The following is a 20,351-nucleotide window of genomic DNA, read 5'->3' on the forward strand; positions in this document are numbered from 1 at the left end:
ATATTAGATGTGTTTACCCGTGGCGTAACTTCTGCTTACTTTTAACCACTTCTAATTCCGCCACGGGCACCCCTCTTGAGGGCTCATACACACTCACCCTCAACTCATTGGGGCTAGTCGAGGGAAACACCACTACCCTCCCATCCGTATTTGTCGCCCCCAATACCTCGTGAGCATAGCCCGTCATCAGTATGGAGTTCATCAATTTATAATGTAGAGGAAATAATATATAAACATAATCATAATAAAGATCATATTGTGAAATGATTAAAAGTATTTAAAAGTTATGCAAATGTGTTACAGTCTTACCTACTGTGTTGTCTTTTCTTTACCCACCACTTAGCTTATCGTCTTCTTATGATATGATAAAAAATAATGATAAGGGAAGATTCTTGACAATTTTGTACTACACGAGACGTTATCCAAGTTGATTAAAATGGCAATTCATGAGTAATATTAATAAGAAATTAGGATGAGATAATATTATGGTAAAGGCAATTTCAACTGAAAAGGACCTCTTACTCAAGGTGGATAAATCCTTCCCTTGGGAAACGTTTAGGAGTAAGCTTAAGTCCCTTTACTCCAAGAAGCCCAAGTGGGACGTCATCTTACTCCTCAAAGTCCTCCTAATCAAGCTCATTTTCGACATCTCTTGGAATAACTTGGAGGGAGAAATTAGGGACAGTAAGAGTTTTATGGACTTCTTGGACGGGAAAATTCCACCAAAGAGCACAGTATTCTCCTTCTACAAGAAACTCCAACAAACAGTTATTCAAGAGGGCGAGACGATGAGAACAACACTGATGGATGAGTTAAACAAGGCTTTGGACAAGGTGATCAGCGAGTATAGGGAAAAGGGCTTTGAACTTGAAGTTGGGAGAGAAAAAACGATAGGTTCGAGGACTACCACATAATTGACACATTCTTCCGTGAGGCTTACCTTGGAAAGAGGAGTCTTCAAAACGGTCTTGAGAAGATCTCACTTGACCTTAAGGAGATGGGGTTCAATGACGTTTTTCTCCTCATGGGTTATACTACTTCCAAGCTCAAGAACTTCACAGCCTTTAGGAAGTATAAGGGTAGTTGGGGTAGGAAGCACGGTAAGTCCTACTTCGGGTTTAAGGTCTGTAACCTTGTGGAAAGGAGGACTAATTTCGTTAGGGACTTCAAGGTTGGATTGGCCAATTTGAGTGATCTAGCCTTTTCATTTGATAACGTTAAGTTAATGGCCGATAGGGCTTGGATTTCTAGGAAGGACGTCTTAGTTAAGGGTGTTGGTAGTGCTAGGCTTCCGGTTGAGGGTAGTGGTGTTAAGATTAGGGAAGGTAAGGCTTCGTCTACAACCTTAAGGGGAGTGGTTATAGAGGTATTCTTCCTTAACCTCTATCGTGATCTCGAAATTCTTTCGACGAGGATTAGGACGAAGGTACTCGTTAATTAACGAGGTTCGTTTACGTGTTTACTTGTTGTTATGGCAAATTTTATTGCAAAATTGTACAATTATCTGTATTTTCTCTTGTTAATACATATTATATTATTCTTTATACTTGAATATAATGAAGAATAGTATAATATGAGACGTTGTAATTATAATGGTTTTTAATTTTGCTCAAATCGGACAACGTCACGAGGTGGCGACACAGGGTCTTCCTCACCAATAGTATATCACCAAGAAAGAGAGTTCTTATCTCCGCGTGCTTGCGAATAGCAACAAGGTACTGGAAGAGCAAAGAATTGACGTGATCGAGAAGTTATTAGAGTCCATGAGGAGTGAAGGAAGTTAACATCTCAATAGACTGAACAGTTCAGCCAAGAGCAACTACGCGACTGTGACCACGAAATATCAAGGAATGGTGTATAAATATCTCATGTAGCATTTGTTTAATGTGAGGTGCTAGTGTAAATGGCACGCTTAAAATTATTTATATACATGTCTCTTGATAAAGATATATGGAGAAATATATTAAAGATCCTATATATGGTAATATAAAGGTCGAGTCTAAGCTTATCGACAACCCTTATTTTCAAAGACTTAAACATATTATTCAGAACGGAATGGCGTATATGATATTCCCGTCAATGAGGCATACAAGGTTTGAGCACTCCTTAGGCACTTATTATATAGCATCTAAAATGATTGATAGAATAGAAGGAAATATTGATAGTGATTTTAAAGAGATTATCAAAAAACTGGCGCTATATCATGATATAGGCCATTTTCCATTTTCCCACACGTTTGAATTTGCTTTAGACGTCCTTAAGTATTTGAATGATGATAAATATAAAGAAATAATTGGACTTACAGAGTATAAAGGACAACTACATAAATTTCATGAAATGATGGGAATAAAGATATTAAAAGATGGATTAGGCGAAAAGGAAGTTGCTGATCTTATGGAGAACGTATACACAAGTAGTAACCCGTTAGATGATAAGATAAAGATTGCTAAACTTATAGTTAATTCAGATTTAGATGCTGATAGGCTAGACTATTTGCAGAGGGATTCATATTATTCCGGAGCAAAATTCGGAATTATAGATCCAGAAAGAATAATTATTACAATGACGATTACTCCGAAAGGGTACATATTTCCACCAAAGGCAATTGATGATCTTGAACATTTCTTTCTAGCAAGATTTCACATGTATAGTTCTGTTTATAATCATCCTGTGATTGAAATTTATAATAGAGTTATGTCATATTTTATTGCTTTTGCAATACATAAAGGTCTTCTGAAGATTCCTTCAAACTTAGAAGAGATTAAGACATTTACTGACGAACAAGTATTTTTAGCGTTGATTAATGCTAAAAATGATAATGAGCTTTCTCACTTTTATTTCTCTTTAGTGGAAAGGAGGAAATATAAAAGAGCTGTTTTGCAAGGATCTGAAGCACGTACTTTGCATAAATATTTAACTGAAGACGAAGATGCAAAAGAATTTTACGAGTATATCTTAGGGTATAAAGGAAAGGTAGTAATAGGTTCTACAGAACTGAAAACTAGTATAGATAACATACAAATAAAGGAAAAACTAGGTAAATATGAGTATCTTAATAACCTCAAAGAAGAGAGTAGTGTAGTTAAACCGCCAGAAAGATTTAGGGTTCATATAGGCGTTTATGACGATAACGTTGCAAAAGAAATATCTGAATACTTTAGTAAGAATTTTTCCATTACCCTAGATTTTAGAAATTTAGAGTCTAATCCCTAACTGTGATAGGAGTTTTTTCTCTTCGTCAGTAAATTCTACTTTCTTATTCGCATAATAATGCCATAATTTAAGGCTAGCACTTTTTATAATATCTTGTTTGTATGAAGAGAAAAGTTTAACATATTCCTCGCATCTCCCCTTTACATCAGTTATTAATTCTTCAGTGTATATAATGCAGTCTGTGTCTGGAGCAAAAACATATAAACTATCTCCTTTAGAAGCAGCTATTAAGAATGCCATAGAACTTACTAATTTATTATCATTGAAATAGTCTTTCAAGCAATTTATGTATGAAGACGCCCTCCATTTAGTTAGAGAAATCATATATATAGTATTGTAGGGTAATATTCTAAAGCCTTGTATCTATATAAGTGGAAATAGAGAGAGAGCAGACCGAAACTAAAAATAGCGTTCTCGTATTATGGTAATAAAAGCCTAAAATCTTTAATACCGTATAGCATTCATAGTAAAATCCTTGCACTCTTGAAAAGATGGGAGAAGAGCGTTGAGAAAGTTGAACGTGGTTCAAGTTGAGGACGTGAGGGATGCGTTGAGGAAGATGGGGAGGATAACGTTAAGGGGAGTCAGGGACAGGAGGGTAGCAGTGGACTTCCATGCCATACCTCAATACCACGCTAACAAGAGTTTCTTGAGTAGGATAAAGCCAACTAAGGGGACGTCGTGGGGACTGGTTCAAGCCGCGATCTTCCTCCTGGGGAGCTTCCTGGACGTGATCCCAGTGACCGTGAAGAACGTAGCTGAAGGTTTCAAGGCGGTGATGGAGGTAATCGTGAAGGAGTTGGAGGAGGACAAGCTGAGGCTCGTCATGGTCTTCGCGGACAGGGAGTTCGCGGTGAACGAAGTGATTAGATACCTCTTGGAGTTGGGCTTGGACTTCGTCATATCTGCCAAGGCCCAGATGTACAAGAAGTACAAGGGGATGTTGCAGGATGTGGATGTGAGTTTTGGCGGAGTTAGATATACTGGATTTCTCTGCGTGAGACATGGGAGTGGAGCTTATCTCATTATCCTGAGGAAGGAAGACGGCAAGATTATTGCCTTCCTCGTGAGGAGGGAGATGGATCTTTATGATGCCATAGTCCTTGCCGAGATGTATAGGGAGAGGTGGGGGATTGAGAATGCTTTTCGCTCCCTTGAGGAGTTTAGGGTCAGGACTAGGACTTGTGACGTGAGGAAGGAACTGGTTCTCGTTCTGCTTTCCTATCTTCTCTTGAATGTCTGGTTCTTGATCCGCTCTTGGAGGAAGGTAAAGTTGTGGGAGTTCTCGGTCTCCCTCTCGAATCTCCTCGATCCGGTAGACCCAAAATCACCTCCATAAAAATAAATCTATAGTATTAATAAGTGTTTCCTCAAGATTAAATATAAAATCCTTTAGATCAGATAAATCGTCTAGAAAGCAGAGGATGAGCAGCAATCTAAACTCCTCTCTTGTCATGACGTTCTTAAACACGGTGTAAAGCGAGTAGAAGATCATGGCCAGCACGAAGATCAACTCGCGGAAGATGAACTTGGTGGAGCTCGTGAAGGGAAGGAAGGCCTTGATGTTCCTGTAAGACGTCTCAATGGGACTCCTAACCTTGTTGTACAACTTCAGCACTTCCCTCTTGGGTAGGTCGAGGTTGGTCGCCCTCGCGAAGTACACCACGGTCTTCTTCCTCTTCTTAACGATTTCCTTACCATACACCAGGAGTCTGAACTTGACCTGCTCTTCCTTCTTATACCTCTTACTGTTTGTCGTGTACTCTCCGTCGAACTCCTCGTAGATCTTCACGTCCCCCACAGGGACTCCTATCACGAACTTGAACTGCGATATGAACTTGAGGACTTCCACGGTGTAGAATCCCGCGTCCAAGGTTACGAGCCCCACCTTGAGGCCCATTCCCACAATTTGCTCCATGAGAAGCTTCACGATCTCATCCTTGCTCATCCCGTTAACTTGGGGAACGAAAGCTAGGAGGAGCACCATATTCTGATACTTCGTGAGAGTGTCCGGAATGTAATTATCTGAACGAATAGATAAACAGAATGATAAATATTAATATTGCCAGAAGGGTGAAACCCGGATAACCGAGAAAAACTTTATAATGGAAAAATATCAAGACGAGAGGATTTACCTATCGCGCATAGCGTTGCCTGATCGCGAGGAGGCGCGTCTCAGAGCTGAACGGCTCTACGTCCTGGAGGAGTCCTCCGTTGGATCGCGAGGAACATCTTGATGTTGTAGATCACTCCCAGGACGTGAAGGAAGACGTCGTTCCTCCAGGTCGTGGTCCCGTAGGGCCTCCAGAACGCGTTCAGGTAGGTGCCGAAGAACTCCACGTGGGCCCTCAGGGTAGTGAAGGGCTTCTCCCGCGCTATGAGCTGTGTCGGGGAGGGAGAGAATCCCCTGTCCGCGATCTTAATCCCCTTGAGCGGTGACTTGAACCTCTTGTCCGAGAAGTTGGCTGGCTTCACCGTGATGGACCTCACGAAGAGGGAGACGGAGATCACGGCCACTGCCTTGAGCCCGTAGTGCGAGACCCCTCTCTTCTTGGTCCACCTTCCCTCGAACCTCCTCTTGGTTCTCCCCAGGGAGAGCAGCTTCCTGGCCCTCTCCAGGTTACCTTCCCTCCTCTCCAGCTCCGCCTTCTCCCGAAAGGTCTCCACGCTCCTCTTCCCAGGAGGTAAGTCCAGTAGGAAGGAGTCCACTAGCCACGCCATGAAGTCCACGAGATGCGCGCTCGCAGGGAGGTAACTGGGTAGGCACTTCTCCTCAAGCTTGAAGGAAATCTCCAACAACTTCTTCCTCACCCCGTACAACCTGCCCACGAAGTCGTGCAGCGTGCTCTTCCCCACCTTCCTCCCCACGAACCAGGCCACGACCACGTTCACGTTGACCATTTTCACCGCGTCCCTATAGGAGCAAGAGTAGAGCACCATGACGATTAACAACTTCAGGTAAACCAGCGCACCCTCGCCCAGAACCCTCTCCAAATCCATGGTGTCCAGCACGGGCTTGATCTCCGTTAACCATTTTTCCCTCCACGGCATATCCTCTATTGGGGGAAGAGGGTAGTACATCAGGTTTGGTATGTGTCTTAATGTTCTTGCCATGGTACTACCCTCTACTCCCATAACTTAAGTGTTACTCCAATTTAATCCAAGATAATACTAGAAACCAATTTATTCTTGCCAATAAAAATTCAATTTTTTACATTCCGGACACTCTCACTTCGTGGTCGCGGTAGCGTAGTTCCACGAGTTCCCCTTGGCTGAACTACCCAGTCCCTCCACCGGCTTACCATACCACGTCTTGGTTGTCCAGTCTATGGAGATGTCGACTTCCTTCACTCCCTTGAGTATCTCCATGGAAATCCTCCTCATGGACTCTAATAGCTTCTCGATCACCTCAGTTCCCTGCTCCTCCACGTAGTTCCTCACGGTCTGTGGTGACACGTTATACCCTTTGGACTTGCTTTCCACGGAGTCGTTCCACAAGCACGCGGAGACCAGAACTCTCGATACCTCCTCAGCCTTTCTTCCCTTGAAGCTCAACATGGAAAGTAATTTATACCCTACTTGTTGTATATTATTTTGGTGGGGAAGACCAGGTGTTATCACCTTGTCTTCACCACGTGATAATACCGGCTTCCTCACCTTAAATCTTTCTTCAATTAGTTGCGTTCTTGTTAAAGCTATAAATTCTATTATTTTTCAGAATCTGATATTACCCAACCAAAATTATTTTTTGTAAAATGATTTTGGGTCTACCGGATCGGGAGGTAAGAGTGGAACAAGAACGCGCGTTCCGTGAAGTGAAGACGTCACTCCCCTAGACTCCAGCTAACCCTATGCACCTCCTTCCAGCTACGTGAAATTAATTCTATATATTTATATTCTGCTATTGAAAACTGACTTATTAACTGTCATTTTCATAAAATATATGCAGCTATATTTGAATAAAACTGGTGCGGTTCAATCTTACATATATTATCATTTATATCAGAAAAATGAGATTCCCATACTGACATCAAAAGGATAAGCGAGATCTCTCCTAAAACTAAGTTATACTCGCTTCTTTTACATCCGGACCAAGCTGGTAATTCACCTTTAGAGATTTTAATAAAGGCTCTAGCTCTAGATAATAAAGTATATAACGATATTGAGAGAGGCAATGTAGAAGACCTTGTTAACAATGTTAAAGAACTTGAAATAAAACTTGGTGAGTTGAAGTCAGTAATGAACAAGATAGATAAAGACGAAGCGTTGGAGCTATATAGGTTAACGAATTTTATAAATAGTGAAAATTTAATTACCAGTTTAGAGAAAAGGTTAGATAATTACAAGTTATATTTGGCTAATTTGCTGTATAATAATTATAGCCCTAATGAGGATTTAAGAAGTGCTTTAAAATTGCTTGATAGTTTAACTTTGAGCAGATGTCAATTCTTAATTGGCCACAAAAAATTCCTATTCATGGAAGATGATATTAATGACCTTCTTTTCTGCTATAATATAAAGTTAGCTAAATCATTAATAATGGGGAATAAATACGATTATAAGATTACCCGAAGCGACATAATTGAATTATCGGATATTTACGAGGATTTTAATTTTATACAAAATAATGCAATTATTGCGAAAATAGCACTAGGATACAAGGAAGATTACTTAAAAAAGCATATTAATCTAACGCCCTTAGCGTTAGGAGCATTAGCATTAACTGGTGATGAGTTCCACAAGGACATATTTAATTCAATAATAGAATCAATTGTGGAAAAATATGGAGAGGAATCTCTTCTCTACACTACTGCAATGAGAGAGTCTTATATGATCTATTTACTACTACACGGTAAAGACATATCTAAAATTAAAATTAATGAAGCTTATCGTATGGATATCTCCTCTGTGTTAGCTCGCAAGTTCTTATTAAATTATAAACAAAGATACTTAGCATCATTAGTTCTTTTTTAATCATACATAATTTTTATCTATTTATATATCCGTGGTAGTGTTTAGTTGATCTGTTGAGTATTTTTTTACATTAAATCACTATTATCTTCCTTTCAATTAATCTCAAGGTCTACAATTTAGGCTTGTGAGATCTCTTAACTCTTTGGGAAAATTCAACAAGTCCACAAAGCATCGTAATAGTTATCAATTAAATACCTATTGTGGGGTCTTTGTGATAATACTTTTAACTTTTATAAATATAAGTATTCATAGGGTAAAGGAACGTGAGTGAAGAGATAATAAATGAAATCATAAGCAACCCTAGATTGCTTGATAAAATAACTTCGGTAATTTACGAGAAGATGAAAAATGATATAATTCTACAGCGGCTAACTAAGCTAGAAGAGACTGTTGCAACTCTGACGAGGACTGTGCAAGAAAATAACCAACAAATAGTGTTGATTTGGAAAAAATTGGATGAGATGGAAAATGAAATGAGAAAAAGAGATAGTATTCTAGAAGAACACTCAAAAAGAATAGAAGAACTAACAAAGAGAGTGGAGGAATTAGCTAAGAGGGTAGAAGAGCACTCAAAAATTCTAGAAGAACACTCAAAAAGAATAGAAGAACTTTCTAAAAGAATAGAAGAGCACTCAAAAATTCTAGAAGAACACTCAAAAAGAATAGAAGAACTAACAAAGAGAGTGGAGGAATTAGCTAAGAGGGTAGAAGAGCACTCAAAAATTCTAGAAGAACACTCAAAAAGAATAGAAGAACTTTCTAAAAGAATAGAAGAGCACTCAAAAATTCTAGAAGAACACTCAAAAAGAATAGAAGAACTAACAAAGGCTTTTTTGATGCTGAAAGTTAGTTTCGATTCTTTTACTTCTAGAGCTGGAATTTACGTACAGAGAACTCTCATGGAGCTTTATAAAGAGGCTTTGAAGTCACATGGCGTCGATCCTTCCAATGTTAAACATGGTTATATTGTGGACGATATTGGTGTTATTGAGAAGGGTAGGAGATTTGAGGTTGATTTTTATGAAACTAACGATGAGATTCGTCTGTTCGAGATAAAGAATTTGGGTGATATGGATGGAATAGAACAGCTGATTGTAAGGAGGAGAATTTTAGAGTCAAAGGGTAATAAGAAACAAATAAAGATGTACTTGGTTTGCAATTCTATACCGAAAAAGGTGTTATTAAAGGCGAAAAAAGAAGGAATTGTAGTTATTGCTGGGAACATTTTAGGTGAGAGAAGTAGTTATTAAGATTATGCGGAAACATGTTGTTGTCTCTAGCTTTTTCACCTCTTCTCTTAAAATTTTTAAGATTTAGTCTAATCTAGAATCTATTACGGCAAATCTGCTATTTCAAACGCATGAAACTATTAACTGCACCCATAATACATGTAAGTTAACTTAATATTCGCCTTGGCTGCGTGCGGTGACAATTTCATTTATTTGAAACTTGTTTTAATTCCTCCAATGCCACTTTCATCAAATCTTCAATTATATAGCAAAAATCTGAAAAAGATTAAGAATTATGATATCTTCTTCTTTATCAACAGTAAATTATACATTAAATTGACAATAAATGAATATTTTGTATAATTTATACTAAATCAACAAAATCGTTCTCTACATACTCTCGGCTTAAAATAATGGACTTTAACACTCACAAAAGTTTTTATACGAAACAAATATAAGGTTTGGGTAGAATGTAAAGGTAAAGGGTAATTTAAAAACTTTTCCTTAAGTGCAAAAGTTGCACAATTCAGTAGAGATATAAATGACAAATCTCAATATATACTAGGGATTTAAAGATGAGCCAAACTTTACAACAAGGCGTAATTGTAGATAATAAATGGGTATTAGAGCACTTAAAGGACCCTAATGTAAGAATTGTCGAAGTAGACTACGATCCAAACACGGCATATAACGTATGGCATATTCCAGGCTCAGTTCTCATAAGATGGAGGGAGGATTTAAGGCATCCTGTGTTAAGGGATTTTATAGAACCTAGTCAATTTGAAAAATTAATGGAAAGTAAAGGGATAAGTAACAATACAACAATTGTGCTATACGGTGACTACAATAATTGGTTCGCGGTCTATGCATTTTGGTTATTTAAGGCTTATGGACATGAGGATGTAAGAATATTAAATGGCGGAAGAACAAAGTGGGCTAAGGAGAACTTACCAACAGAGCAAGGACCTAAGGAAACTCAATACCCCAAGGGTAGCTATAAAGTTAAAAAAGTAGATTGGGGAAATCATAGGGCATTCTTCTGGGAGATCCTTCAAAAGGTTACTAAGGGAGAGATAGGGAAAACTACATTATTAATTGACGTGAGATCTCCTAAAGAATTTACTGGCGAAATTAGAGCCCCACCGGAATACGCTGATGAGCAAACTCAAGTAGGTGGACATATACCCGGAGCTATAAGTTTTCCATGGGCTCAAGCTGTTAATCCAGATACTGGAGAGTTTAAGTCCGTAGAGGAATTAAGAAGATTAGTAGAGAATGTAGGTATAACCTCAGATAAAGAAATAATAACGTATTGCAGAATAGGGGAAAGAGCTTCTCATACATGGTTTGTATTAAAGTATTTATTAGGGTATCCATCAGTTAGAGTTTATGACGGCTCTTGGGCTGAATGGGGAAATATAGTTGGAGCTCCAGTGAAGAAAGGAGCTGAACCATGAAGGTAATTGAGAAAATAAAATTGGATAGAACTGAGAGTTGCGGATCTAAAAGTCCATTATCAATAATGTTAGATGCAATAAGGAAAATAAAAGAATGCGATGAAAGTGTGGAAATTCTAATGAATGATTATGATTGGCTATTAAGCCTAAAATATATCTTACAAGTAAATGATAAGAAAATGAAAGTTGAAGAGAAAGGTAGTGAAGAACATTACCTAAAAGTAGAAGTGTCAATGGACTGTTCTCAATCTAATTGAGCCATATACAAATTCAATCTCAAATATTTTTTAATAATCTTGAATAATTAAGAACGGATTATATTATATTAGTAAAAAAATTTATTTAAAATTCTATCTTTTATACTATCTGTGACCTTCTCACCTCCCCTTAGGCAACTCACAAGTTTTACCTTCATCTTCATCACTTCATAACTAGTGGAATTAACTAACCTCACTACGCTCATCTTTGTTAATGGATAAAAAATTTACAACTAACACTTATGTCGTTCCCCTATGCTTAAATTGTATTGGATATAGCTTTTCTTTTATCCATGATCTTACGTCGTAAAATGTTATGTTATTGTAGGGACATACTTCCACGCAATCCCCAACGCCTACACATTTAAATGACTTGAATTCCCCTTTCTTTATGAACCACGCTCTCATATCGGTTAACCCAACTGGACAAGCATTGGCACAGTCAACTGTTTTACAGTTTAAGCACTGTTTTAGATCTCTAACTTTAAGTTTAAAAAACCCTAAATAACCGAAAAGTTGATTAAAAGATCCCCATGCGCATATTCCACTATTTACACACGCGTAATTTCCTAAAAACGGCATTAACATAAATTGGAAGTACCAGATCACATTAAAATATAAGCTAGTGTAAAACATTGTAGGATCATTACCTAAGATTGAGAATTTTAAAAATGATAAAACTGCTAGAATTATCAATGAAATCCACGTTATACTCATTACCCATTTATACCAAGAAGACATTCTTGACGTTAATGTTTTTCTACCGACTTTTGATGATCTATTATACTTCTTCATAGAATTAAGGAATGTATTTTGTAACATATAAGGAGCTGTGCACGTTACGGAGCATATTTGTCTCGAACCAAACATGAAAGAAAGAATTGCTGTAACCGTAAAGGTTCCTATAATACCATCAAGTAGGTAGGAAGATCTTACCGGTCCGTAAGTTCCTAAGCCGTTAAACCACATATAAGGAATATATTGCACTTCACTCTGTAGGGGTGAGAATGATGGTAGGTAAATACTATAGAACGCATAAGCAAACATCATTAGTAAATACCTTATTTTGTTCTCCAACTTATTATATTCTATTATTCTAAAAATGCCAATTACCCCAAGCCATATCCCCATGTCTATCATGAACCAAGGACTAGCTGTAATGGAAGCGAAAGCTGATATGAAATTCATGATAGCTAAAAAGGGATAGGAGAAATAGCCGAATTGGCCAAAAACAGAGAAGTTACCTTGGGTTAAATCTAAAAATCCACTGATAAACCAATTTAACAGAAAAGCTAGTAATAATAACGTAAAAGCTACTTTTGAATTTTGCAAGTAATTAGTCTTCTTTTTGATTATCCTCTTCAATCTATATAAAGAGAGAGAAATGATTATTAGGTAAGATAAAAAAACAATATCCGTTGCTTTCAATAGATGTGTAAAAAACTGAGCAGCGTAAATTAAGGACAACATGGAAAGTATCTCTAATACTATATAAGGACTATTTGTTGAACTCTGCCTTCTTAAATAAAGTCCTTGAAAGAGTAAACCCACAAATATGAGACTAATAAATGCGGAAATTATGGGAAAAATTAAAGATATAAAAATAATAAATAGAAGAAATATATAAGATCTATCTAAGATATAATGAAAAACAGTTACCTTTATATTCACTTTTACTCCCCTCTAATCGATATTAAATTGGGTATGGATAAACAGCTGGATCACTGAAGAATAATACCATATTGGAGTTAGTAGCAGTGAATAGCTGAGATGGTGAAGTTACACCAGGTACCACTACGTCTAATCCCGGTTTACCTAGTGCTTCCCATATGGGATTATTTGCATTGGCAGCTGCAACTGCACTATCATAAGTTCCCATTGCTTGTTCCAATGCGTTAATGTTATTTAAGCATAATCCAGTGGGATTGCTCTGATTAGAAGGCACTACTTGTTGACATTGTCCAGTTATTGGATTAGGAAAGATATTAGGGTTGAATACTAATACTACGACGATGTACCATGGTATTGAAGTATTAGTGGCAAAAGTTACTAAGTGATCGTGCGCTGGTGTAGGTAAAACTCCTTCTGGTAGTCCGAAAACTCCATTCTTTATGCCTAAGTATTGCTCGACTACAGTAAAAGCTGGAGAGTAAATTAAGCTCATATGGTCTGGACATGCAGTTTCAGTAAGTGCCGCACCACACTGGGTTATTATTGTGTAGTTTAGTCCGTTATAGTGGAATGTTGGAAATCCTTGAGGAGTCGCGCCTAGAGCTGGAACTCCAAATATGGATAAGCCAGCAAATGCTGGTACTAATACAAACACTGGTGCTGCTCCCTTAGGGAAGGCTGATATATTACCTGCACCTACTTCGCAACCCATAGCTACCTTACTTTGATTTACAGCATTAGGGAAGAATACAGTAGCATTAGGTGAGAGTGTCCGGAATGTAAAAAATTGAATTTTTATTGGCAAGAATAAATTGGTTTCTAGTATTATCTTGGATTAAATTGGAGTAACACTTAAGTTATGGGAGTAGAGGGTAGTACCATGGCAAGAACATTAAGACACATACCAAACCTGATGTACTACCCTCTTCCCCCAATAGAGGATATGCCGTGGAGGGAAAAATGGTTAACGGAGATCAAGCCCGTGCTGGACGCCATGGATTTGGAGAGGGTCCTTGGCGAGGGCGCGCTGGTTTACCTGAAGTTGTTAATCGTCATGGTGCTCTATTCCTGCTCCTATAGGGACGCGGTGAAAATGGTCAACGTGAACGTGGTCGTGGCCTGGTTCGTGGGGAGGAAGGTGGGGAAGAGCACGCTGCACGACTTCGTGGGCAGGTTGTACGGGGTGAGGAAGAAGTTGTTGGAGATTTCCTTCAAGCTTGAGGAGAAGTGCCTACCCAGTTACCTCCCTGCGAGCGCGCATCTCGTGGACTTCATGGCGTGGCTAGTGGACTCCTTCCTACTGGACTTACCTCCTGGGAAGAGGAGCGTGGAGACCTTTCGGGAGAAGGCGGAGCTGGAGAGGAGGGAAGGTAACTTGGAGAGGGCCAGGAAGCTGCTCTCCCTGGGGAGAACCAAGAGGAGGTTCGAGGGAAGGTGGACCAAGAAGAGAGGGGTCTCGCACTACGGGCTCAAGGCAGTGGCCGTGATCTCCGTCTCCCTCTTCGTGAGGTCCATCACGTTGAAGCCAGCCAACTTCTCGGACAAGAGGTTCAAGTCACCGCTCAAGGGGATTAAGATCGCGGACAGGGGATTCTCTCCCTCCCCGACACAGCTCATAGCGCGGGAGAAGCCCTTCACTACCCTGAGGGCCCACGTGGAGTTCTTCGGCACCTACCTGAACGCGTTCTGGAGGCCCTACGGGACTACGACTTGGAGGAACGACGTCTTCCTTCACGTCCTGGGAGTGATCTACAACATCAAGATATTCCTCGCGATCCAACGGAGGACTCCTCCAGAACGTAGAGCCGTTCAGCTCTGAGACGCACCTCCTCGCGATCAGACAACGCTATGCGCGATAGGTAAATCCTCTCGTCTTGATATTTTTCCATTATAAAGTTTTTCTCGGTGATCCAGGTCCTATCCTTCTGGCAATATTAATATTTATCATTCTGTTTATCTATTCGTTCAGATAATTACATTCCGGACACTCTCAGGTGTGCACATGAATTGGCTAGTGTATAGGAATGTTATTACCTTTCCGTTGTAAAATGCCCCACTTGCATTTACTGTAACTGGTCTAGTTATCACTTGAGTGGATGTTACAGTTTGTGTAGATGTCTGAGTAACAGTGGCTGTCTGTGTCGATGTCATAGTTTGTGTAGAAGTTTGAGTATACGTCAATGTAGTGGTAGATGGTGGTGTTGTTACAGTGGACGGTGCAGTGGATGGCTTTGTAGCGTATAATGCGAAGCCTACGGCTGCTATTATTACCAATACTATTACTACTCCCGCAAAAACCGCATTAGATACAGCTCTTGGTTCTTTTTTCATTTCTTGAATCACTAATACACTACTAAATTACAGAAATTTAACTATGCGTTTGAAAGTTTCTAACGCAAACTAATATTCAATTTTTAATTCTACTATTCTATGAGAAGGCAAACCTCAAGATACCTCTTGATTACTATAGTAATAATAGCAATTATTGTAATAGCGGGTAGTGCATTATCACAGCTTAGGAGTACTAGTTCACCCTTAATAGATAAACCAATAGCGGGTGATGTATATAATCAGTTAGTGGAAATAAGTAATCAAGGTTATAATATAACTGCATTACCTACAAATGACTTTAAAGTATTGCCACTTAACTTTTCATCTAATGGTAAACCTGCTATAATATATGTTGGTGCAGAGTGGTGCCCCTATTGTGGAGCTGAGAGATGGGCTCTAATCATAGCTCTTCTTAGATTTGGCAATTTCTCGAACTTGGAGTACATGGTTTCAAGTCCCACTGATGTATATCCCAATACTCCTACCTTCACTTTCGCTAACTCCACATATAATAGTCCCTATATATCATTCTATGGGATTGAATATCAAGATAGGAATTATCAACCGTTAGACAAAGTGCCGACTCCAATATATAACATGTGGGAGAATTATGGAAATCTATCTATTCCCTTCTTGATAATAGGATACTATTATAAAGTAGGAACAAGTATAGATCCGGGCCTATTATCTGGACACAACTGGACATATGTCTTAGATCAACTTCACAACCCAAATAGCCTAGTTTATAAAGAAATTTACTCCGAGGCGAATTTAATAACTCAAATGATTTGTAAAGTGGATGGATATAAGCCTTACAACGTATGCTCTCACTTTATGCAAGCTAGTGTTAATAGTGATAGCAGTCTATTTTATGTGAGTACAAGTCTAAGGATCAACAGTGGTGATGATTTATGATTAAAAAGATTGGTATAGGTTTTTCTTTAATTGGGTTGATAGATTCATTATACTTATTTATATTAACTAGGTTGGAAAAACCATTAATGTACTGTAATATATCAAGCTTAGTTAATTGTAGCAAAGTAGAATTTAGCCAATTCTCTACCTTTCTAGGAATACCTGATGCTCTCTTGGGAACAATCTTCTTCTCAATTATGCTGATTTTGTGGATATTAATGTTTACGGAGGAACTAAAATATTTATGGATTGTAGGCAGCGTCTTTACGATCTATCTAATTTATACTGAAATTTTAATAGGGAACATATGCCTATATTGTACGATAGCTCACTTATCTTGCCTAATCCAAGGATTCATAATATTCCACAGATCATAGTACAAATTATGGAAATTTAAGGGATTAACAAACCTGATAGTCCATAATGCGTAATCTGCTAGCCTTTTACGCTTCATCTGATACCGTGAGTAGAATTGATGTTTATTAAATAAATAAATAAAAAAAAGAATTTATCTTTTATCAATAAAGATGCACGCTGTTTTATAATGAAATCATATGCTAAGTGAACTTATATTCTTAGACAAGTACTTATCAACAAACACTTGTGGAGTTACCATTTTCTGTAATTCTTTTATGACTGCACTTGGTAATAGTCTACCAAGAATTCCTATATTAACCATCATTGAAGATAAAATAACCAATTGAGAGTTTTCCTCGTTTATTTTCCTTACTTTAAATCCGAAATTATATATTAGTTTATCTGAAGTAAATTTGTATTCAATAAGGTCGATGTTCAATTTCGGACCTTCTAGCTTTCCCACAATACTTCGCTTTAAAACTAGTCCCGTTTTATCTTTACTTAATGGTAAATATACTATAGCCTTATCTTGAATTGGGACAATTACATTCGATATTCCGAATAACAATTTCGGATTTCTCAAGATATTATACAAGACATCATTTCTTATTCTCAAGTTTAGGCTGTCTGAGTGATTAATCCTGTGCCAATACTTGCTTCTTATATGTTTTTTAAAATCTCTTTCTGTTTCAAATGTCGTCTCGCAGCACCTATATGCCATGTGCTTTTCTATAAAAATCTTACTTTAATTTTTGTGTTAGGAACTTTTTAATGCCTTATTAAGACTAAAATTACATATTACTGAAACATGTAATCATATATAATCATTACATCTGCTGTATTATCTATCTGCCTAGCTAGATCTATATATTTCCTGGCTCTCTCCATATTATCTGCATAACATACTGTTATTCCGGCATAGCCGTCAGTGAATTGCCATAATTTACATTCCTGCAATACCACTGATATCTCGTCTATGTTTTTAGAGAAAATTGAGAATATTATGATGTCGGTTTTACCTAAATCTATCTGTGGGGCTACTAGAATTAAACCCCTGTGCCTTAAATACCTTATGTGCTTTTCAATGATTCTAGAATTAACGTTGATTTTCTTGGAAATCTCAGAGGAAGATAATCTAGGATCTATCTTTAGTATTTCAACTATTTTTTGATCTAAATTAGATGCCCTAAATAGAGACTGCACAGGGAAGTAGGACAATACTGGGTCTCCTAAATTTTTGGTCATGTAACTAATTTTGTCCTTCAATTCAGTGTTATCTGAAGCGTATATTCCGTAAACGTTTAGCCATTCAAGACATTTCAGTTTGAACGATATCCAATCCGCATCTATATCGCTATAGTTTTTAAAAGCTATGAAAATTTGATATTTCCCAAAGAAATTGGGATTGACGTAAAGTTTAAAACCCTTTAGAATCCCACTATCCGTAAGTTTCTTAAATCTATAATTTAGACTAGCTGGCGTTAGATTTAACAGCGAGGCGATTCTCCTTTGCGATATTCTTCCGTCTTTTAAGAGGTAAAAGAGGATTCTCTTATCAATAATGTCCATGCCTTTTTCACACTTTCTTTATGTTTTGTTTTATCTTATTTTTTATATCATCTGAAATTTCTGTCATGTTATGAACATCCTTAGCGTGGATCTTTAAAATTTCTAGTACTTCCTCTTCCGAGCTCGCGCCTTTTACTTCAAAGCCACAATCCATACCAACACTTCCACAACTGAAGGCAAACTTTTTCTTCCTCCCTATACCAAATACCATTTTTATCATTATATAATAGGTAGAATTAGTATATAACAGTTAATTAGAAGAATTCTTACGCTTTTTTATATACTTAAACTGAAATAATAACATATGCCAAAATATACATTCAAATGTGAAGATGTAGGGATGGATTGCGGTTTTGAAATAAAAAATGCTGGGACTGAGGACGAGCTATTAGAAATGCTTAAGATTCACGCTAAATCTAGTCATGGAGTTACATCTATTCCACCAGATCTATTAAACAAGATAAAACAAAACATAAAAAAGGTAGGGAAGTACTATTTCAGTTGTGCTAGCGTAGGAATGAACTGTGGATTTGAAATCATGGGAGCCCAATCTGAGCAAGAACTATTAGATGAATTAGCGGTACACGCTAAGATGTCACACGGCATGTCATCTATTCCACAAGACACGTTAAACAAGATAAAACAAAACATAAAAGTAATGTAAAGGTAATTTTTCCCCTTTTATTTTTCCCCTTCACTTTAGATTTCTCCTTAAAAGCTTTCATAATTATAGGAGGCGCATCTACTCCTTAGTAGACTAATTCTGACCTCTTCCCCACACCAAGAGGTTCCTTTAGGATTGTTCACGGGTTTGCAGTTTTACCGTCTTTATAACTTCACAGCTAGTAGGATTAGCCTATCCTTAACCCTCTATATTTTCATTTCAATAACTTCATGTATATAAGTGTATGTAGGGAATTAGCACTCAATAACCTTATAGGTGGCTCATAATGGTCCTTTATATCCATATAAATATTTGAGAACCCATTAGAAATTCTACTACGCTACGAACATTTTAATTTATTAATTTATTACTTCTAAATGTTACTTATGAAAGTGATAACTCTTTTTCTATTTCTCTTTATAATTTTAATTCCTATTGTCAACGCTGGATATGACTATGGGTATGAGTTTGGATATGTTAATATGAATGGGATACAAGCTATAGTCACCCTTTACAATATCTCTCTTCAACCAGGATCTCCTCCTATTTCAATTCAACAAAACGTATGTCTTAATTTAAATGGTAGCGAAATTTTAGTTCAAAACGTTATTATTCCATTAATTTTAACTGCAACTAATCAATATGAGATCAATTGGGTTAATAGTGTTTTCTATAATGGTTCGTATCACACTTTCTCCTATAGTTTTGTGGTCGGTAATACTTTCAATTTAACGACAGTATGGGTAAATAGTAGCGATAAGCTTGTAATTACATTTTATCTTTCAAACTGCAGTACAAGTTTGAATAGGACTTATGTTTTATACGGGAATTATATAGGAGTAGTGTATTCTGGATATGACGCAGGGACTGTAATCGTAGGGTTTAGGAATGGTGCTACAGCTGATTTTGTAAAAGGCTTTAACGTATCTATACAAGAGTTTTACAGATACGATAATAGTTGGTACGTTCCACCGGTAGCGTATAGCGGGTATTCAAATACTGGTGAGAGCGCTACAAATGGTTACGCATATTTTTACGACGGGAAGGTTTGGGTGATCTATGGTAATGCCAGTACCCAAATGTTATATAATTTTAGCGTGATAATTGTTAACAACACAATTTTCACTTTTCCTAAGGGTAGTTTATGGTTATCAGATGGAAATTTCTTCACCGACTCTATACCTCTCAAGGGAAACTTAATTATTAGTCCATTTTATTACTTTAATTATTCATTTAGCACTAAAAAACAAATATTATTGAAATTCAACAATTACACTGTAGTGGATGGAATAAAGGGAAAGGCGTTTTATCTCCCATCCTCTGAGAACGTGTATATAAGGGAGAACGGTAAGTGCGTAATGGAGTTCATTAATCAAAGTAACGTAAACCAAAGAGAAGGAGCAAATCCAATGAAATTGTTATTTGTAATTGTTGTAATAATAGCTGGTATCTTAAGCCTATTGTATTACAAAATGATAAGAAAATGAAAGTTTGTGATTATTCTATATATTTAATCAACTCTCAGCCTAATTAGAGGTAAAGGGTTATCCACCTTATGGATACCTTGTAACGATAATATTAAATATTGAGGAGCTGTCAGACGCATTGCGAAGTTTAGCTGAGTACTTACGCTCCATAATGAATTAACAGAATAAGGTTATAGAAGCGGAATGATAAATGGCTAACTTTATCACCTCAATACATTAAATCTATA

At 37.5% G+C, this 20,351-nt stretch carries 18 protein-coding genes and 6 pseudogenes; 13 read left to right on the top strand and 11 right to left on the bottom strand.

Going from position 1 to position 20,351, the window contains the following annotated elements:
* Positions 1–13 precede the first annotated feature (13 nt).
* Positions 14–208, bottom strand: a pseudogene (locus tag SSOP1_RS17920) (hypothetical protein); the annotation flags it as partial.
* Between the two features lie 277 nt (positions 209–485).
* Here SSOP1_RS17920 and SSOP1_RS09355 point away from each other — a divergent pair.
* From SSOP1_RS09355 to SSOP1_RS09365, 3 genes are all read left to right on the top strand, one after another.
* Positions 486–914, top strand: a complete 429-nt coding sequence (locus tag SSOP1_RS09355; RefSeq protein ID WP_010923613.1) for a transposase — start codon at positions 486–488, stop codon at positions 912–914.
* Positions 915–997: 83 nt separating this feature from the next.
* On the top strand, positions 998–1,441 hold the full coding sequence (locus SSOP1_RS09360) for a hypothetical protein (protein ID WP_010923612.1): 444 nt from the start codon (positions 998–1,000) through the stop codon (positions 1,439–1,441).
* A 509-nt stretch (positions 1,442–1,950) separates the two neighbouring features.
* Positions 1,951–3,213 carry an HD domain-containing protein gene (locus SSOP1_RS09365; RefSeq protein WP_010923611.1) on the top strand — a complete coding sequence of 421 codons (1,263 nt, stop codon included), beginning with the start codon at positions 1,951–1,953 and terminating at the stop codon, positions 3,211–3,213.
* Here SSOP1_RS09365 and SSOP1_RS09370 read toward each other — a convergent pair.
* Complete coding sequence (locus tag SSOP1_RS09370) at positions 3,196–3,453, bottom strand: hypothetical protein (RefSeq protein ID WP_231918269.1); 258 nt, start codon at positions 3,451–3,453, stop codon at positions 3,196–3,198. The genes SSOP1_RS09365 and SSOP1_RS09370 overlap by 18 nt on opposite strands.
* A 247-nt stretch (positions 3,454–3,700) precedes the next feature.
* Here SSOP1_RS09370 and SSOP1_RS09375 point away from each other — a divergent pair.
* Positions 3,701–4,552 (top strand): annotated as a pseudogene (locus SSOP1_RS09375) (ISH3 family transposase); the annotation flags it as partial.
* Here SSOP1_RS09375 and SSOP1_RS09380 read toward each other — a convergent pair.
* The 3 genes and pseudogenes from SSOP1_RS09380 to SSOP1_RS09390 form a co-directional block, all read right to left on the bottom strand.
* Positions 4,541–5,236, bottom strand: a pseudogene (locus SSOP1_RS09380) (transposase); the annotation flags it as partial. The pseudogenes SSOP1_RS09375 and SSOP1_RS09380 sit on opposite strands and share 12 nt — an antisense overlap.
* A gap of 152 nt (positions 5,237–5,388) precedes the next feature.
* Positions 5,389–6,348 (bottom strand): IS5-like element ISC1234 family transposase, encoded by a 960-nt coding sequence (locus tag SSOP1_RS09385; RefSeq protein ID WP_010924011.1) that lies wholly within the window; start codon positions 6,346–6,348, stop codon positions 5,389–5,391.
* Between the two features lie 96 nt (positions 6,349–6,444).
* Positions 6,445–6,834, bottom strand: a pseudogene (locus tag SSOP1_RS09390) (DUF4322 domain-containing protein); the annotation flags it as partial.
* A 618-nt stretch (positions 6,835–7,452) separates the two neighbouring features.
* Here SSOP1_RS09390 and SSOP1_RS09400 point away from each other — a divergent pair.
* The 4 genes from SSOP1_RS09400 to SSOP1_RS09415 all read left to right on the top strand — a co-directional run bounded on the left by SSOP1_RS09400 (position 7,453) and on the right by SSOP1_RS09415 (position 11,130).
* Positions 7,453–8,187, top strand: coding sequence for a hypothetical protein (locus SSOP1_RS09400; RefSeq protein ID WP_009990195.1), 735 nt, complete (start codon positions 7,453–7,455; stop codon positions 8,185–8,187).
* Positions 8,188–8,450: 263 nt separating this feature from the next.
* Positions 8,451–9,437, top strand: a complete 987-nt coding sequence (locus tag SSOP1_RS09405) for a hypothetical protein (RefSeq protein ID WP_010923607.1) — start codon at positions 8,451–8,453, stop codon at positions 9,435–9,437.
* A 554-nt stretch (positions 9,438–9,991) separates the two neighbouring features.
* On the top strand, positions 9,992–10,873 hold the full coding sequence (locus SSOP1_RS09410) for a sulfurtransferase (protein WP_009992891.1): 882 nt from the start codon (positions 9,992–9,994) through the stop codon (positions 10,871–10,873).
* On the top strand, positions 10,870–11,130 hold the full coding sequence (locus SSOP1_RS09415; protein WP_009992890.1) for a hypothetical protein: 261 nt from the start codon (positions 10,870–10,872) through the stop codon (positions 11,128–11,130). Before SSOP1_RS09410 ends, SSOP1_RS09415 begins: the two co-directional genes overlap by 4 nt.
* A 240-nt stretch (positions 11,131–11,370) precedes the next feature.
* On the opposite strand, the gene SSOP1_RS09420 is transcribed toward SSOP1_RS09415, so the two are convergent.
* Together SSOP1_RS09420 and SSOP1_RS09425 are read right to left on the bottom strand one after the other, a co-directional pair.
* Positions 11,371–12,801 carry a 4Fe-4S binding protein gene (locus SSOP1_RS09420; RefSeq protein WP_009992886.1) on the bottom strand — a complete coding sequence of 477 codons (1,431 nt, stop codon included), beginning with the start codon at positions 12,799–12,801 and terminating at the stop codon, positions 11,371–11,373.
* Positions 12,802–12,823: 22 nt separating this feature from the next.
* Positions 12,824–13,609, bottom strand: a pseudogene (locus SSOP1_RS09425) (hypothetical protein); the annotation flags it as partial.
* Positions 13,610–13,660: 51 nt separating this feature from the next.
* On the opposite strand from SSOP1_RS09425, the gene SSOP1_RS09430 reads away from it, so the two are divergent.
* On the top strand, positions 13,661–14,620 hold the full coding sequence (locus SSOP1_RS09430) for an IS5-like element ISC1234 family transposase (protein ID WP_010923922.1): 960 nt from the start codon (positions 13,661–13,663) through the stop codon (positions 14,618–14,620).
* Positions 14,621–14,787: 167 nt separating this feature from the next.
* Here SSOP1_RS09430 and SSOP1_RS09435 read toward each other — a convergent pair.
* A pseudogene (locus SSOP1_RS09435) lies at positions 14,788–15,132 on the bottom strand (hypothetical protein); the annotation flags it as partial.
* Positions 15,133–15,231: 99 nt separating this feature from the next.
* Here SSOP1_RS09435 and SSOP1_RS09440 point away from each other — a divergent pair.
* Together SSOP1_RS09440 and SSOP1_RS09445 are read left to right on the top strand one after the other, a co-directional pair.
* Positions 15,232–16,047 (top strand): DUF929 domain-containing protein, encoded by an 816-nt coding sequence (locus SSOP1_RS09440; RefSeq protein ID WP_010923634.1) that lies wholly within the window; start codon positions 15,232–15,234, stop codon positions 16,045–16,047.
* Positions 16,044–16,424: a vitamin K epoxide reductase family protein gene (locus SSOP1_RS09445; RefSeq protein WP_009992687.1), complete on the top strand. Its 381-nt coding sequence runs from the start codon at positions 16,044–16,046 to the stop codon at positions 16,422–16,424. The genes SSOP1_RS09440 and SSOP1_RS09445 overlap by 4 nt, the downstream gene beginning before the upstream one ends.
* 173 nt (positions 16,425–16,597) lie before the next feature.
* On the opposite strand, the gene SSOP1_RS09450 is transcribed toward SSOP1_RS09445, so the two are convergent.
* The 3 genes from SSOP1_RS09450 to SSOP1_RS09460 form a co-directional block, all read right to left on the bottom strand.
* A complete protein-coding gene (locus SSOP1_RS09450; protein ID WP_009992688.1) occupies positions 16,598–17,125 on the bottom strand; it encodes a hypothetical protein in 528 nt (175 codons plus the stop codon).
* Positions 17,126–17,202: 77 nt separating this feature from the next.
* The gene (locus SSOP1_RS09455) at positions 17,203–17,973 is read right to left on the bottom strand and encodes a winged helix-turn-helix transcriptional regulator (protein ID WP_010923635.1); all 771 of its coding nucleotides are present in this window, start codon (positions 17,971–17,973) and stop codon (positions 17,203–17,205) included.
* Between the two features lie 7 nt (positions 17,974–17,980).
* Positions 17,981–18,184, bottom strand: coding sequence for a DUF1059 domain-containing protein (locus SSOP1_RS09460; protein WP_009991424.1), 204 nt, complete (start codon positions 18,182–18,184; stop codon positions 17,981–17,983).
* 93 nt (positions 18,185–18,277) lie between these two features.
* Here SSOP1_RS09460 and SSOP1_RS09465 point away from each other — a divergent pair, with 93 nt between their 5' ends.
* Positions 18,278–18,637, top strand: coding sequence for a DUF1059 domain-containing protein (locus tag SSOP1_RS09465; RefSeq protein ID WP_009991423.1), 360 nt, complete (start codon positions 18,278–18,280; stop codon positions 18,635–18,637).
* A gap of 386 nt (positions 18,638–19,023) precedes the next feature.
* On the top strand, positions 19,024–20,124 hold the full coding sequence (locus SSOP1_RS09470; protein WP_009991422.1) for a hypothetical protein: 1,101 nt from the start codon (positions 19,024–19,026) through the stop codon (positions 20,122–20,124).
* Positions 20,125–20,351 lie beyond the last annotated feature (227 nt).

The organism is Saccharolobus solfataricus (assembly GCF_900079115.1).
Taxonomy (GTDB): domain Archaea; phylum Thermoproteota; class Thermoprotei_A; order Sulfolobales; family Sulfolobaceae; genus Saccharolobus; species Saccharolobus solfataricus.

Coding starts and splice junctions, on each gene's coding strand:
- SSOP1_RS09355 (WP_010923613.1), top strand. CDS start 486: ATGGTAAAGGCAATTTCAACTGAAAAGGACCTCTTACTCAAGGTGGAT.
- SSOP1_RS09360 (WP_010923612.1), top strand. CDS start 998: ATGGGGTTCAATGACGTTTTTCTCCTCATGGGTTATACTACTTCCAAG.
- SSOP1_RS09365 (WP_010923611.1), top strand. CDS start 1,951: ATGGAGAAATATATTAAAGATCCTATATATGGTAATATAAAGGTCGAG.
- SSOP1_RS09370 (WP_231918269.1), bottom strand. CDS start 3,453: ATGGCATTCTTAATAGCTGCTTCTAAAGGAGATAGTTTATATGTTTTT.
- SSOP1_RS09385 (WP_010924011.1), bottom strand. CDS start 6,348: ATGGGAGTAGAGGGTAGTACCATGGCAAGAACATTAAGACACATACCA.
- SSOP1_RS09400 (WP_009990195.1), top strand. CDS start 7,453: ATGAACAAGATAGATAAAGACGAAGCGTTGGAGCTATATAGGTTAACG.
- SSOP1_RS09410 (WP_009992891.1), top strand. CDS start 9,992: ATGAGCCAAACTTTACAACAAGGCGTAATTGTAGATAATAAATGGGTA.
- SSOP1_RS09415 (WP_009992890.1), top strand. CDS start 10,870: ATGAAGGTAATTGAGAAAATAAAATTGGATAGAACTGAGAGTTGCGGA.
- SSOP1_RS09430 (WP_010923922.1), top strand. CDS start 13,661: ATGGGAGTAGAGGGTAGTACCATGGCAAGAACATTAAGACACATACCA.
- SSOP1_RS09440 (WP_010923634.1), top strand. CDS start 15,232: ATGAGAAGGCAAACCTCAAGATACCTCTTGATTACTATAGTAATAATA.
- SSOP1_RS09445 (WP_009992687.1), top strand. CDS start 16,044: ATGATTAAAAAGATTGGTATAGGTTTTTCTTTAATTGGGTTGATAGAT.
- SSOP1_RS09450 (WP_009992688.1), bottom strand. CDS start 17,125: ATGGCATATAGGTGCTGCGAGACGACATTTGAAACAGAAAGAGATTTT.
- SSOP1_RS09455 (WP_010923635.1), bottom strand. CDS start 17,973: ATGGACATTATTGATAAGAGAATCCTCTTTTACCTCTTAAAAGACGGA.
- SSOP1_RS09460 (WP_009991424.1), bottom strand. CDS start 18,184: ATGGTATTTGGTATAGGGAGGAAGAAAAAGTTTGCCTTCAGTTGTGGA.
- SSOP1_RS09465 (WP_009991423.1), top strand. CDS start 18,278: ATGCCAAAATATACATTCAAATGTGAAGATGTAGGGATGGATTGCGGT.
- SSOP1_RS09470 (WP_009991422.1), top strand. CDS start 19,024: ATGAAAGTGATAACTCTTTTTCTATTTCTCTTTATAATTTTAATTCCT.